At 68.5% G+C, this 12,863-nt stretch carries 11 protein-coding genes and 1 pseudogene; 5 read left to right on the top strand and 7 right to left on the bottom strand.

The genetic code is table 11. The features are described 5' to 3' along the window. The 4 genes from CF70_RS37360 to CF70_RS05030 all read left to right on the top strand — a co-directional run. Positions 1-1,115, top strand: a 1,115-nt coding sequence (locus CF70_RS37360) for a thiamine pyrophosphate-dependent enzyme (protein WP_235184887.1), incomplete at its 5' end; no start/stop codon positions are given. A 52-nt stretch (positions 1,116-1,167) separates the two neighbouring features. Next, on the top strand, positions 1,168-2,592 hold the full coding sequence (locus CF70_RS05040) for an FAD-binding oxidoreductase (protein WP_051648049.1): 1,425 nt from the start codon (positions 1,168-1,170) through the stop codon (positions 2,590-2,592). 64 nt (positions 2,593-2,656) lie between these two features. Continuing rightward, entirely contained in the window at positions 2,657-3,649 is a 993-nt protein-coding gene (locus CF70_RS05035) for a Bug family tripartite tricarboxylate transporter substrate binding protein (RefSeq protein WP_035861276.1), read from the top strand. 42 nt (positions 3,650-3,691) lie between these two features. Further along, the gene (locus CF70_RS05030; protein ID WP_051648048.1) at positions 3,692-4,765 is read left to right on the top strand and encodes an Ldh family oxidoreductase; all 1,074 of its coding nucleotides are present in this window, start codon (positions 3,692-3,694) and stop codon (positions 4,763-4,765) included. 57 nt (positions 4,766-4,822) lie between these two features. On the opposite strand, the gene CF70_RS05025 is transcribed toward CF70_RS05030, so the two are convergent. The 4 genes and pseudogenes from CF70_RS05025 to CF70_RS05015 form a co-directional block, all read right to left on the bottom strand. Then, positions 4,823-5,641: an IclR family transcriptional regulator gene (locus CF70_RS05025; protein ID WP_035861273.1), complete on the bottom strand. Its 819-nt coding sequence runs from the start codon at positions 5,639-5,641 to the stop codon at positions 4,823-4,825. 31 nt (positions 5,642-5,672) lie between these two features. After that, positions 5,673-6,712 (bottom strand): annotated as a pseudogene (locus CF70_RS05020) (class I adenylate-forming enzyme family protein); the annotation flags it as partial. Between the two features lie 2 nt (positions 6,713-6,714). Beyond that, positions 6,715-7,245 (bottom strand): AMP-binding protein (locus CF70_RS37355; RefSeq protein WP_235184886.1); only part of this gene is annotated, 531 nt, incomplete at its 3' end. Between the two features lie 173 nt (positions 7,246-7,418). Continuing rightward, positions 7,419-9,023, bottom strand: coding sequence for a methyl-accepting chemotaxis protein (locus CF70_RS05015; protein WP_035861271.1), 1,605 nt, complete (start codon positions 9,021-9,023; stop codon positions 7,419-7,421). Between the two features lie 269 nt (positions 9,024-9,292). Here CF70_RS05015 and CF70_RS05010 point away from each other — a divergent pair, with 269 nt between their 5' ends. Continuing rightward, on the top strand, positions 9,293-11,113 hold the full coding sequence (locus CF70_RS05010; protein ID WP_152561692.1) for a phosphodiesterase: 1,821 nt from the start codon (positions 9,293-9,295) through the stop codon (positions 11,111-11,113). A 21-nt stretch (positions 11,114-11,134) separates the two neighbouring features. On the opposite strand, the gene CF70_RS05005 is transcribed toward CF70_RS05010, so the two are convergent. From CF70_RS05005 to CF70_RS38545, 3 genes are all read right to left on the bottom strand, one after another. After that, the gene (locus CF70_RS05005) at positions 11,135-11,860 is read right to left on the bottom strand and encodes a response regulator transcription factor (RefSeq protein ID WP_051648047.1); all 726 of its coding nucleotides are present in this window, start codon (positions 11,858-11,860) and stop codon (positions 11,135-11,137) included. Between the two features lie 16 nt (positions 11,861-11,876). Beyond that, positions 11,877-12,125 (bottom strand): hypothetical protein, encoded by a 249-nt coding sequence (locus CF70_RS05000; RefSeq protein WP_035861268.1) that lies wholly within the window; start codon positions 12,123-12,125, stop codon positions 11,877-11,879. A gap of 354 nt (positions 12,126-12,479) precedes the next feature. Beyond that, on the bottom strand, positions 12,480-12,605 hold the full coding sequence (locus tag CF70_RS38545) for a hypothetical protein (protein WP_255350632.1): 126 nt from the start codon (positions 12,603-12,605) through the stop codon (positions 12,480-12,482). Between the last annotated feature and the right edge of the window lie 258 nt (positions 12,606-12,863).

The following is a 12,863-nucleotide window of genomic DNA, read 5'->3' as shown; positions in this document are numbered from 1 at the left end:
GCCCGGGGGAGGCCGCCCCGCGCGCGGCCGACGCGGCAGCGCTCGCCGTGGCGCTGGCCGGCGCGCAGCGTCCGCTGGTGATCGCCGGCGGCGCCAACTGGAGCGCGCGCGCGGCGGCCGATTTCACCGCCTTCGTGCAGCGGTGGAACCTGCCGGTGGCATGCGCCTTCCGCCGCCAGGACGTGTTCGACAACCGCGACCCGCACTACGTCGGCCACCTCAGTCTTGGCGTCAATCCCGCGCTGGCGGAGCGCGTGCGCGATGCCGACCTGATCCTGGCCTTCGGCACGCGGCTGGGCGACATCGCCACCGATGGCTACACCTTGCTGGAAGTGCCGCGCCCGCGCCAGCGCCTGATCCACCTGCATGCCGACAGCGCCGAGCTTGGCCGCGTGTACCAGCCCGAGCTGGCCATCCATGCGGGCATCGAGCCCGGCGCCGCCATGCTGGCTGCGCTGACGCCGCCCGCCGCCGTGCGCTGGGGCGAATGGACCAGCGCCGCGCGCGCCGCGCATACCGCCTTCGCCATGCCGGCCAGGCCGCACCCGCAGCTCACGGGCGTGGACATGGGCGCGGTGATTGCGCACCTGGACCGCGTCTTGCCCGACGACGCCGTGCTGAGTAACGGCGCGGGCAACTACACCGTCTGGCTCCATCGCTTCTACGCCTACCGCCAGCCGCGCACCGAGCTGGCGCCGACCTGCGGCGCCATGGGCTACGGCCTGCCCGCGGCGGTTGCCGCCAAGCTGCGCGACCCGCGGCGCACCGTGGTGTGCTTCGCCGGCGACGGCTGCTTCCTGATGTATCCGCAGGAACTGGCCACCGCGGCGCAGTACGGCGTCAACCTGATCGTGGTGGTGGTCAACAACGGCATGTACGGCACCATCCGCATGCACCAGGAAAAGCGCTATCCGGGCCGCGTCAGCGGCACGGCGATCCCGAGCCCGGATTTCGTCGCGATGGCGCAGTCGTGCGGGGCATGGGCCGAACGCGTGACGCAGACGGAGGACTTTGCCGCGGCCTTCGCCCGGGCACAGGCGGCGGGCAAGCCTGCGTTGCTGGAACTGGTGACAGATCCGCGCCAGATCACGCCGGCGATGCGCATCGCCGATTAGCACTGCCAGAACAAGAAGACACCCCACATAAGACAAAAACAGGAGACACGCCATGACCGATGCCACGCTGGCCGACCTGCGCAGCCGGTTTGCCGGCCGCTTGCTGACCGCACCCGAGGACACAGCCCCGTTCCTCACCGACTGGCGCCGCAGCTGGACCGGCCGCGCGCTCGCGGTGGCGCAGCCGGACACCACCGGGGATGTGGCTGCGATCGTGCGCTGGTGCGCGGCGCGGCGGGTGCCGCTGGTGCCGCAAGGCGGCAATACCGGCATGGTGGGCGGCGCCATTCCCGATGGCGGCGGGCGCGCGCTGGTGCTCTCCACGGCGCGGCTGAACCGCATCCGCGAGATCGATCCGCTCAATAACACGCTGACCGCCGAGGCCGGCTGCATCCTGGCCGCCGTCCAGCAGGCGGCGCAGGAGGCGGGGCGCCTGTATCCGCTGTCGCTGGGTGCGGAGGGCAGTTGCACCATCGGCGGCAACCTCGCCAGCAACGCGGGCGGGGTGCAGGTGCTGCGCTATGGCAATACGCGCGAGTTATGTCTGGGCCTGGAAGTGGTCACACCCGACGGCGAGACCTGGGACGGCCTGCGTGGCCTGCGTAAAGACAACACCGGCTACGACCTGAAGCAGCTCTTTATCGGCGCCGAGGGCACCCTGGGCGTGATTACCGCCGCTACCCTCAAGCTATTCCCCCGGCCGGCCGCGCGCATGACCGCGCTGGCCGCGGTGAGCGACCCGCACGCGGCGCTGCGCCTGCTGGAACTCGCGCAGCGCCGGCTGGCTGCCACGCTGACCGCGTTCGAACTGATGAGCGGCGTGTGCGTGGCACTGGTGGCACGCCATTTCCCGGACTGCCGCGCGCCGTTCGACCAGGCGCATCCCTGGTACGTCCTGCTGGAAAGCAGCGACCCGCACAGCGAAGCCCATGCCACGCAAGCCTTCGGCGAGTTGATGGAGGAGGCCTTCGAGGCCGGCATCGTGTCCGATGCAGCCATTGCCGCTTCGCTGGCGCAGTCCGATGGCCTATGGCGGATCCGGCATCACCTGCCCGAGGCCCAGTCGCAAGAGGGCGACAACCTCAAGCACGATATCTCGGTGCCGATCTCGGCCATCGGCGAGTTCATCACGCACACCAGCGCCGCCATCGTGGCCGCGCATCCGGGGGCGCGCGTGCTGGCCTTCGGCCACCTCGGCGACGGCAACCTGCACTACAACGTCAGCGCGCCGCAGGGCATGCCGCAGCCGGAGTTCGTGCGGGCCAACGGCGCGGCGATCAGCGCGCTGGTGTACGAGGCGGTGCACCGCACGCGCGGCTCGATCTCGGCCGAACATGGCATCGGCCAGCTCAAGGTCGACAAGAACGCGCACTACAAATCCGCCGTGGAAATGGCGCTGATGCAGAAAATCAAGCACGCGCTGGACCCGCACGGGCTGATGAATCCGGGGCGGCTGCTGCCGGATCCGTCTCATTGAGCGCACTTCGCATGACCCTCGGGCCGGCAGCATGGCCACTACAAGAACCACAAAGGAGACAACCATGCATCAAAGCTTCAAGCCTTCACGCCGCGCGCTGCTGGCGGCACTGGCTGCGGCCACCGCGTGCGCGGCGTTGCCCGCACAGGCGGATACCTATCCCTCCAGGCCGATCCGCGTGGTGGTGCCGTTTGCCGCCGGCGGCAATACCGATATCGTGGCCCGCCTGATCGGGCGCGACCTGCAGAAGGCGCTGGGCCAGCCCGTAGTGGTGGAGAACCGCCCCGGCGCTTCGGGCAATATCGGCGCCGACATTGTCGCCAAGTCCGCGCCGGACGGCTACACGCTGCTGATGGGCACGGTCGGTACCAACGCCATCAACGCCAGTTTCTATCGCAAGATGCCTTACGATACGGCGAAGGATTTCACGGCCGTGGCGATGGTCGCTTCGGTGCCGAACATCCTGGTGGTCAATCCCTCGGTGCCGGCCCGCAACGTCAAGGAGCTTACGCAGTTCGTGAAGAGCGAGAACGGACGCGCCACCTTTGCCTCGTCGGGCGCGGGCAGCTCGATCCACCTGTCGGGCGAGCTGTACAAGGTGATGACCGGAACCGCGATGGTGCACGTGCCGTACAAGGGCAGCGCGCTGGCGGTGACGGACCTGATGGGCGGCCAGGTGCAGATCATGTTCGATAACGCGCCGACCTCGCTGCCGTTCGTCAAGTCCGGCAAGCTCAAGGCGCTTGCTGTCACCGGCGCCAGACGCATGGCCGCGCTGCCTGACGTGCCTACCATGGAAGAGGCCGGCCTGCCGGGTTTTGTCACCGGCTCCTGGTTCGGCCTGTTCGCGCCGGCCGGCACGCCGCGCGAGATCGTGGCGAAGGTCAGCGACGCCGTGATGGCAGCCATGCGCCGGCCCGAGTTCCGCGAGCAGCTGGTCAACGCCGGCGCCGAGCCCGATCCCAGGCCCAGCACCGAGTTCCAGTCCTTCGCCCTGGCCGAAAAGGTGCGCTGGGAAAAGGTGGTCAAGGCCGCCGGCGTATCGGTCAACGAGTAAAACCAGAGGCGTGCCCGGCACGCCCGACCTGACGGAGCCACTATGCAAAGCCAATCCACAGCCACTGCGCGCCATGATGCTGCTGCGCTGCGCAGCATGGCGCAGGCCATGCTCGAGCGCGCCGGCATGCCAGCCGAGCGCGCCGCCGACGTGGCGGACATCCTGGTCGAAGGCGACCTGATGGGCCACGATACGCATGGCCTGCAATTGCTGCCTACCTACCTGGCCGAGATCGAAAGCGGCAGCATGGCGGTCAGGGAAGACTACGAGGTGCTGGCCAATCGCGCCGCCGTGGCCACCTGGGACGGCAAGCGCCTGCCAGGGCCGTGGCTGACGCTGCGCGCCATGGAAACCGCGATGGCCCGGGCACGCGACTACGGCACCGGTACGGTCACGATCCGCCGCTCCCACCATATCGCCTGCCTGGCGGCTTACCTGGAGCGGGCAACCAAGGCCGGCTTCGTCATGCTGCTGTTTTCCTCGGCGCCCGGCGCGGCCACCGTGGCGCCCTTTGGCGGTATGCGCCCGGTGTTTTCCCCCAGCCCGATGGCGGTGGGATTTCCCACGCCGGAGGGCCCGGTGCTGATCGATGTCTCCACTTCCATCACCACCAATGGCCTGACCGGCCGCTTGTACAAGGAAGGCAAGCGGCTGCCGCACCAGTGGCTGATCGACGAACACGGCAATGCCAGCGACGATCCGGCGGTGCTGTTCCCGCCGCACTCGGGTTCGATCCTGCCGCTGGGCGGACTCGATGCCGGCCACAAGGGCTTTGCGCTGTCGCTGATGGTGGAAGCGCTGACCGCCGGATTGACGGGCCATGGCCGCGACGATCCAGGCAAGCGCTGGGGCAATACTGTGTTCCTGCAGATCCTGGATCCGGCAGCCTTTGCCGGGGAGGAGGCCTTCGCCACCCAGATGGGCTGGGTGGCGCGCGCCTGTACCGGCAACCCGCCGCGGCCCGGCGTGGAGCGCGTACGGCTGCCAGGGCAGGGCGCGCTGGAGCGCAAGGCGCGCCAGTTGCGCGACGGCGTGGCGCTCAACCCCGTCATCCTGCCGCAACTGGCGCCGTGGCTGGAAAAATACGGCATGGCGGCACCCGCGCCGTTGGCTTGATGCGGGCGGGCGGCTGTCTGGGATGGAGGACAGCCAAGGCAACGCCGGGGCCGTGGCTTAGCGGTCCTGTGCGCGCAGCACCGATTCGATCTCGCGAATGCGCTCGACCAGTCGCGGGCGCACCTTCTCGAGCAATTGCGTGGCTGGCAGGATGGCCGTGGGGCCGCTGCACGACAGCGTCATCGGCGGCAGCGCGGGGCCGGGGCGGAAGGCGGCGGCGATCGAGTTGATGTCGGGCAGCCATTCGCCGAAGGATGTGGTGCAACCCAGGCGCTGTACGTCCGCGCGGCTGCGCGCGACGATGGCCTCGGCACTGGCGGCATCCATCCCGTCCCGGTGCCGGAAGGCAGCGAGCGCCTGGCGTTGTTCGCCAGCGGGCAGGGCCTCCAGATAGGCGCGCCCGGCAGCCGAGGTCAGGCCGGAAATCCGCGTGCCGACCGCTACCCGCAACGTCAGGTATGACTCCGACTGGCAATTCTCGTAGATCAGCATCTGCGCGCGGTCGCGCACGATCAGTGAAGTCACGCCCTGTGACAGGTCGGCCAGCTCCTGCATGTACGGCCGCACCACGGCGAGCACGTCGACGCCGCGCTGCGCCGCAGGCGCCAGCGCCAGCGCCGAACTGCCGAGCTGGTACTTGAGCTGCTCCGGGTCCGGCCGCAGGTAGCCAAGCTCGGTCAGCGTATGCGTAAGGCGCGACACGGTCGACTTGGGCAGGCCGCAGCGTTGCGCCAGCTCGGCATTGCCCAGGCGCGTCTCGAAGCTGCGGAAGCAGGCCAGCACGTCCAGGCCGCGCGCCAGCGCGGTCACGAAATGCCGGTCTTCCTTGTGCTGGGGCGCCTCGTCGGTCTGCGGGTCGCTCTGCGGTTCGGACATGCGGTGGCCTCGGCGGCGTCAGGGTTGTGCTTCAGCCCGCGCTGGCCAGCAGCTCGCGCAGCCTGGCCTTGAGGATCTTGCCCGACGGCGCGGCCGGCAAGTGGGCCACGACCCTGACCTCGGCTGGCATCTTGTAGGGCGACAGACGCTCGCGCAGGAAAGCGCGCAGGGCGGCCTGGTCCACTTCCATGCCGTCGCGCACTTCGATAAAGGCGATGACTTCCTCATTGCCTTCCACCGCGCGCCCGACCACCGCGGACTGCAGCACGGCCGGGTAGGCGTTGATCGATTGCTCGACTTCCTCGGGGTACACGTTAAATCCGGAATGGATGATGATTTCCTTGGAGCGGCCAACGATGGCCACCGCGCCGTCCGCGTCGATGCGGGCCAGGTCGCCGGTATGCAGCCAACCGTCGGCATCGATCACCTGCGCCGTCAGGTCGGGGCGGCGGTAATAGCCCTTCATCACATTGGGGCCGCGCACCAGCAGTTCGCCGCTGCCGTCGGGCAGCGGCTCGCCCAGGCGGATCTCTACGTCAGGCACGACCGGGCCCACCGAGCAGTCCGTGCGCGGGGCTTCCACCCGGGTCTGGCAGACCGTGGGCGAGGTTTCGGTCATGCCGTAGCCGTTGTGCAGGATGATTCCGAAGCTGGCTTCGAAGGCGGCCTTGAGCGAGGCCGTCAGCGGTGCGCCGCCGGATTGCGCCATGCGCAGCGCGGGCGCCTGCAGCGGCGTGGCCTGGGCGCGGCTCCATTCGATCAGCTTGGCGTACATGGCGGGCACGCCGTGCAGCACGGTGAGTTGCTCCGTGACCAGTGCGTGTGCGAGTTTTTCCGGGCGGAAGCGCGGCTCGTAATAAACCGTGGCGCCGTTCGAGAGCGGGCCGACCAGCAGAACCGACAGGCCATAGACATGCGAGATCGGCAGCACGCCGTAGACCCGGTCACCCGGCTGCACGCGCGCCTGCAGCCGGTTGGAGCGGCCAATGAACATCAGGTTGGCATGCGTCAGCATCACGGCCTTGGCGGCGCCGGTGGTGCCCGTGGTGTAGATCAGCGCCGCGACCTGGTNNCGGCGCCGCGCCCGGGCCGCGCGCCGCCGCTTCCACCGGCTCGGCCACGGCGGCCTGGTCGGTCGCGCCCAGCAGCAGGCGGCCCACGTGCGGCCATTCGGCCGGCTGTGCGCCGCGTGCCAGGCCGTGCTCGCGCGCTTCGGGATGGGCGCTGTCGAGGTACAGCGCAATGCGCGCCCCGCAATGCTCGACGATGTTGTCGATCTCGCGGGCGGACAGGCGGGCGTTGACCGGCACGGCCCATGCATCGAGTGCGCTCAGCGCCAGGATCAGCACCGCGCAGCCCACGCTGTTCTCCGTCACCAGCACCACGCGATCGCCGCCGCGCACGCCCTGGGCCGCAAGGGCGCGGGCAGTCTCGGCAATGGCGCTGTCCAGTTCGCCGTAGCGCAGCGACCGCTCGGCATCCATCAGCGCCACGCGCTCGGGATGGCTCTGGACCCAGGGGCCAATGGTCTGGTGCAGGCGGGTAAACGAGGTGGAGGGGGCGGCAGCCGGCGCGTGCGCGCCGGGCATGGGAGTGCTACTCATACAGTCTCCGTGTAAGGCTTCCGGCGTGGGCCGCCGGATTGTTCGATCGCCGGATATTCCCACCGATCGCCTTGCGCGTCAACTGCACGGTGGAACTACAATTCTGCATTGCAGAACTGTAGTTGGATTGCCATGACACCTGCCGCGCTGACCGCCGCCTGATAGCCGCCCTCTCAGAACCGGAAGCGGGCCACCCCGGCCGCCAGCCCGGCCGCTTGTTGATCCAGGCTGGCGGCCTGCGCCGTGACGGCTTCCACGAGTTCGGCGTTCTGCCGGGTGGTCTGGTCGAGTTGGGCCACGGCCTCGCCGACCGAGCGGATGCCGCGCGCCTGTTCGTCCGCCACGCCGCACAGCCGCTCGGCCAGCGCATGGCTTTGAGCCACCGCCTGCTCGATGCCGCCCATCGCGCTGACCACTTGCCCGCTCAGGCGCGCCCCGCGGGCGATCTCCTCGCTGGCGTGGCCAATGGTGGCGCGAATCTCGCGCGCGGAGGTTGCGCTGCGCTGCGCCAGCCCGCGCACTTCCTGGGCCACGACCGCGAAGCCGCGCCCGGCCTCGCCCGCGCGCGCGGCTTCGACGGCGGCGTTGAGCGCCAGGATGTTGGTCTGGAAGGCGATGCTCTCGATCACCTCGACCATTTCCGTGATGCTGCGCGAGTGCTGGTTCACCGCCTCCATGGCGCCGCTCATCTGGCCGACCACCGCCATGCCGGCGTCGGTGGCTTCGCGTGCCCGCAGCGCCATCGCGCTGGATTCAGTGGCCTGTGCGTGGGCCTGCCCGACCAGTGCGGTAAGGCGCGCCACGCTGTCGGCGGCGCCGGCCAGCGCGGCAACCTGCAGTGCGGTGCGGCGGGACAGATCCTGGTTGCCATGGGCAATGCCTTCGCTGGCCGCGGCGATTTCGGCGCCGGAAAGCTGGATGCCTTCCAGTACGCCGGCCAACTGGTCGCGCATGCGTGCCAGCAGGCACATCAGGCTGTGCTCGTCGCCCGCCCGCACGCGCACCGGCTGCTGCAAATCCCCCGAGGCGATGCGGCTCGCCACCTTGGCCGCGTCGGCCGGTTCGCCGCCCAGTTCCGAGAGCAGCAGGCGCGAAGCAAACCAGGCCAGCGCGGCCGCCGCCGCCAGGCTCGCCACCAGCATGGCCGCCATCACGGCCTGGGCCCGCAACTGGCTGGCGGCTACCGTGGCGACCGTATCGGCGGCCTGCCGCTCCTGCTGCTTGCGGGTGACTTCGACCAGCCCGGCCAGCTTTTGCAGCTGTTCGCCCAGGAAGTGGCCATCGACCGAGACCGAACTGTCGAACTGCAACGCATCGAGCGGCTGCTTGCGCAACAGGGCGACGTAATCCCGCAGCATTGCGGCGGCACTGTCGCGCTCGTGCTGCAACGCCGGAGCCTGCGCGGGCGCCGCGTTGCGAACGATCGACAGGGCCTGATCAAGGCCACCGAGGGCGCTATCGATATCGGCCACCGCGCCATCGCGCTCGCTGCCGCTGGTGGCCATGGTCAGCGCCAGCTGGGCACGGCCAAGCCGGGCCAGCGCCGATTGCGCGCGTTCCGCGGCGATGGCGCCCTGCATATCCCGCTGGTAAAGGGTATCTGTCATCTGCTTGACCGAAACCAGGCTGAAGATGCCCGTCAGCCCGACCACGGCACCAAACACATAGACCAGCGCGAACGCTGCGCACATGCGCGCGGCAAGCGGAAGCCGGCCCAGCCAGGACGGGATGCGCCAGCCCGTGCGGCGTGGAAGACTGAGTTTGATGGTTTGCGACACGTTGAGACTCCGATGGACCGGGCGGCCCACTTGCTGACCCTGGGGTACCGCCATCCCGCGCTTGCGGCGGGCGGCGGCATGAATTGGATTTTCCCCGCATGCTGGCCGACATCTGTGACGCATCCATGACATCCCGGCCGCGCGAGGGGGTAATCGATTTTGTCATCCGGGTGACACATTCCTGACATGAAATAGAGGGCGAGTCACTTTGGCTCACCGGCTTTTCGCGCCTGGCGCCGCGCTCTCCCCACGTCACGTTCACTCCGTCCATGCAATTTGCCTCTCCCCTGGCCGGCGCGCGCGCGCCGCGGCTGCGTTTGCCGCCGCTGCACGCCGTCTTCCAGCCTATCGTCGCCTTCGGCACTGGCGATATCCTGGGCTATGAGGCATTGGTTCGCGGCCCGTCCAACTCGCCGCTGGCCATGCCGGACGCCTTGTTCCGTCTCGCCCGCAACGAGGCCGAAACCGTCCAGATCGAATTGCAGGCGGCGCGCGCCGGACTAGCCGGCTGCCTGGCGCGCGGCTTGCGCGGCAAGCTGTTCCTCAACTTCAGCACCATGGCGCTGCGCTACCTGCTGGCCGAAGACGGCCGCGCGATGCGAACCCTGATAGCGGACAGCATCGCGCCGGAACGGGTGGTGATCGAGGTCACCGAGCAGACGCCCATCGAAGACGCCGAGCGCTTTGGCCAGGCCATGGCTGTGCTGCACGCGTTGGGCATGCAATGCGCGCTGGACGATTTCGGCACCGGCCACGCCAATCTCGACCGGCTGATTCTTCTCGCACCGCACTTCACCAAGCTGGACAAGTCGCTGGTGCGCGGTATCGGCACCTGCTCGCGCCGGCTCGAGGTCGTGCGCACGGTGCTGGCCCTGGTGAAGGCAACGGGTGGCGCGGTAATCGCCGAAGGCATCGAGGACGCCGACGAACTGGCGGTGCTGCGCGACCTGGGCGTGCCCTTCGGCCAGGGCTATTACCTCGGACGGCCGGAGCCGCAGCCGCTGCGGGAAGTCGGGCAGCAGGCCCGCCAGGCGCTGGTGTCCAGGCAGATCGCCGTGTTTCCGCAGGCAGTGCGCTCGGCGAATCCCGGCGTGTCGGCGGGCAAGCTGCTGCGGTCCGCTCCCGCCGTGAGCCCGGCCACCAGCAACAACGAACTGCTGGCGCTGTTTCACGCGCATGCGGGGCTGCACGCGGTGGCGGTGGTGAGCGAGGACGACACACCGCTTGCGATCGTCAACCGGCACTACCTCATTGACCGCTTCGCGGTGCCGTTCCATCGGGAGCTGTATGGCAGGAAAGCCTGCATCGGCATGGCCAATCGCGCGCCGCTCTGTTTCGACCTGAGCGCGAGCATCGAGGAAATGGCGCAGGCTCTGTCGGGCGAGGACCAGCGTCCGCTGGCCGACGGCTTCATCATCACCGAGCGGGGGCGCTACGCCGGCCTTGGCACCGGCGCCGACCTGATCCGCGCGGTGACGGAGATCCGCATGGAGGCGGCGCGCTACGCCAACCCGCTGACCTTCCTGCCGGGCAACATGCCCCTGAACCGCCATATCGATCGCCTGATCGAGGCGGGCGCGGAGTTCCATGCCTGTTATGTGGACCTCAACCATTTCAAGCCCTACAACGACCAGTACGGCTACTGGAAGGGGGACGAAATGCTGAAGGGAGCGGCCGCCATCCTCACGCAAACTTGCGATCCCACGCGGGATTTCCTGGGCCATGTGGGAGGAGACGATTTCCTGGTGCTGTACCAGAGCCCCGACTGGGCGGAACGCACGCGCTCGGCGATTGCGCGTTTCAATCGTGCATCACGCGAGATGTATGACGACGCCGACCGCGCGGCCGGCGGCATCCATGGCGAAGATCGCGGCGGGCAGGCCGTGTTCTTCCCCGCCGTGTCGATGGCTGCTGGCGCGGTGCGGGTCGGGCCACGAGTGCTGGAAGGCATTGCCGGGCTGCCCCGCCTGGGCAGCAGCCATATCGGCGCGGCCGCGGCCATGGCCAAGCGCGAAGCCAAGAAGGCCGCCAGCGGTTTTGCCGTGATCGACCTGCGCGACCTGATGCCAGGCAGCCGGCCGGGGGCCTGAGGGGCGCCGCCGCGGCAGTGGTCAGCCGAACCGTTGGGGGCTCGGCGCGGCCAGGCCCGGACCGGTTTGATCGAGGCGATAGCCCTGGGCATAGATCACGGTGAGGACCAGGCCGTTGCGGGGACAGAGCCGCAGCGTGCGGCGCAGGCGCGAGACCAGGCTCGCCAGCGCGCGCGACGACGGCGGCAGCGGGTAGCCCCATATCGCCAGCTCGATATGCGTGTGCGATAGGACGCGTCCTACATTGGAAAACAGCAGCGAGGCGAGATCGAACTCCTTGGGCGTCAGCGGCAGCCGCCGGCCCTGGAATACGGCCTGGTGCGAGAGGCAATCCAGTGCGTAAGGGCCGACCTTGATGGCACGGTCAAGCGATTGCCCGCGCGAGGCGGTGCGGCGCTGCAGCGCATGGAGCCGGGCCACCAGTTCCCGTGAGCGCAGGGGGCGGATCATGTAGTCATCGGCGCCGGCCTGCAGGGTATTGACGACGGAGTCTTCGTCTCGCCGGCTGGAGAGCACCATGACGGGCACCTCGCAGCGGCAGGCGCCACGTACCGTGCGCACGGCATCCACGGCGGGCATGTCCGCCAGTTCGTGGTCGATCAGCAGGACGTCGTACGCGGCCTGATCGATGCCATGGAAGAGTGCCTGGCTTGCGTGGTAGGTGTTGCAGTACAGGCCGGCGCGCGACAGGGAGTCCGCAATGGCCTTGGCCTGAACCGATAAGTCCGCTAGCAGTGCGATCTTCATAGAAGTGTCATAAGCGTTATGCAGGTTTGATGGTGGCGAACCGGTCCGCCTCAGGCGCGGCCTGCGCCTGGTCGAAGAGAAGTTCTTCCAGGCGCAACCTGGCGACCTGAAGCTTCAGCTGCCCGATCCCGGTCGCCGAGGCCAATAGCCCGGACTCGAGCAAAGCGATACGCTCGTCGAGTTCGCCTGGCATTCCGGCATACGCGCGCCCCATCGCCTGCAAGGCATGGATGTTGGCGGGAAGGAATGCGGCGGCGAAAAGCATGTCGCGAGTTTACTGGCGGCGTGGCGCCAATAAAATCGGACCCGTCCTAAATGAAGGGGGGTAAAGCCCATGCAGCGTGAATCCGCAAGCTCTGGCGCACTGTTCCCAATGCGGGATTGGCGTGATGCCAACGTCTCCCGGCATTGCACATGGCCGCGCAAACGCAGCGCGGATTGCTGCGACGCACGTACATGATTTGTCCGCAAATGCCAGATCGCGTTATCCACAGTTTGTGTGGATAACCAAGTCCGGCGCGTCGCGTTCGCCCAATAGTGGCGGTTGTGTATCGGTCTGCCTAATTTTTGGACAGTGCCGTGGCAGACGGCGGGCGGATGACCGTTGCCGGGGGCGAATTCAGCGCGCTTGCGCGCGCAGCAGCAATCGGGGCAGGGTGGCCATGCCATGCAACAGCAAGCCCAGGTAAAGAAGGGCGTCGAGCCAGTCGGGGTGGGGTTCCAGCAGTGGACGCGGCCGCTCCATGCATGCCTTTATTCATGCGTCGTGCGTGACCGAGCGCAGACGCACGATGCGGCGGCGCTTGGCGGTGAAATCGGCGGGCGGCGTCGCATTGCCAGTCCAGCCCGGCAACGGCGACCCCAAGCTCCGCGATCACCGTCTCCAGCCGTGAGCGGCAGGCCGCTTCCACGACGCTGCCGCCCTCGGCATAAAGGGGATAGCGCGCAACGTCGTCAAACTCCCGATTTGGTGTAGCCGTGTTTGCCGCCTGAGGGGCGGCAA

It is taken from the genome of Cupriavidus sp. SK-3 (genome assembly GCF_000611145.1).
In the GTDB taxonomy this organism is placed as follows: domain Bacteria; phylum Pseudomonadota; class Gammaproteobacteria; order Burkholderiales; family Burkholderiaceae; genus Cupriavidus.
The sequence above is the reverse complement of the archived record's forward strand: the minus strand, read 5'-3'. Positions and strand labels throughout refer to the sequence as shown.

What these genes read in the sequence shown, in the direction of transcription:
- CF70_RS05040 (WP_051648049.1), top strand. Translation starts at nt 1,168, where the DNA reads ATGACCGATGCCACGCTGGCCGACCTGCGCAGCCGGTTTGCCGGCCGC.
- CF70_RS05035 (WP_035861276.1), top strand. Translation starts at nt 2,657, where the DNA reads ATGCATCAAAGCTTCAAGCCTTCACGCCGCGCGCTGCTGGCGGCACTG.
- CF70_RS05030 (WP_051648048.1), top strand. Translation starts at nt 3,692, where the DNA reads ATGCAAAGCCAATCCACAGCCACTGCGCGCCATGATGCTGCTGCGCTG.
- CF70_RS05025 (WP_035861273.1), bottom strand. Translation starts at nt 5,641, where the DNA reads ATGTCCGAACCGCAGAGCGACCCGCAGACCGACGAGGCGCCCCAGCAC.
- CF70_RS05010 (WP_152561692.1), top strand. Translation starts at nt 9,293, where the DNA reads ATGCAATTTGCCTCTCCCCTGGCCGGCGCGCGCGCGCCGCGGCTGCGT.
- CF70_RS05005 (WP_051648047.1), bottom strand. Translation starts at nt 11,860, where the DNA reads ATGAAGATCGCACTGCTAGCGGACTTATCGGTTCAGGCCAAGGCCATT.
- CF70_RS05000 (WP_035861268.1), bottom strand. Translation starts at nt 12,125, where the DNA reads ATGCTTTTCGCCGCCGCATTCCTTCCCGCCAACATCCATGCCTTGCAG.
- CF70_RS38545 (WP_255350632.1), bottom strand. Translation starts at nt 12,605, where the DNA reads ATGGAGCGGCCGCGTCCACTGCTGGAACCCCACCCCGACTGGCTCGAC.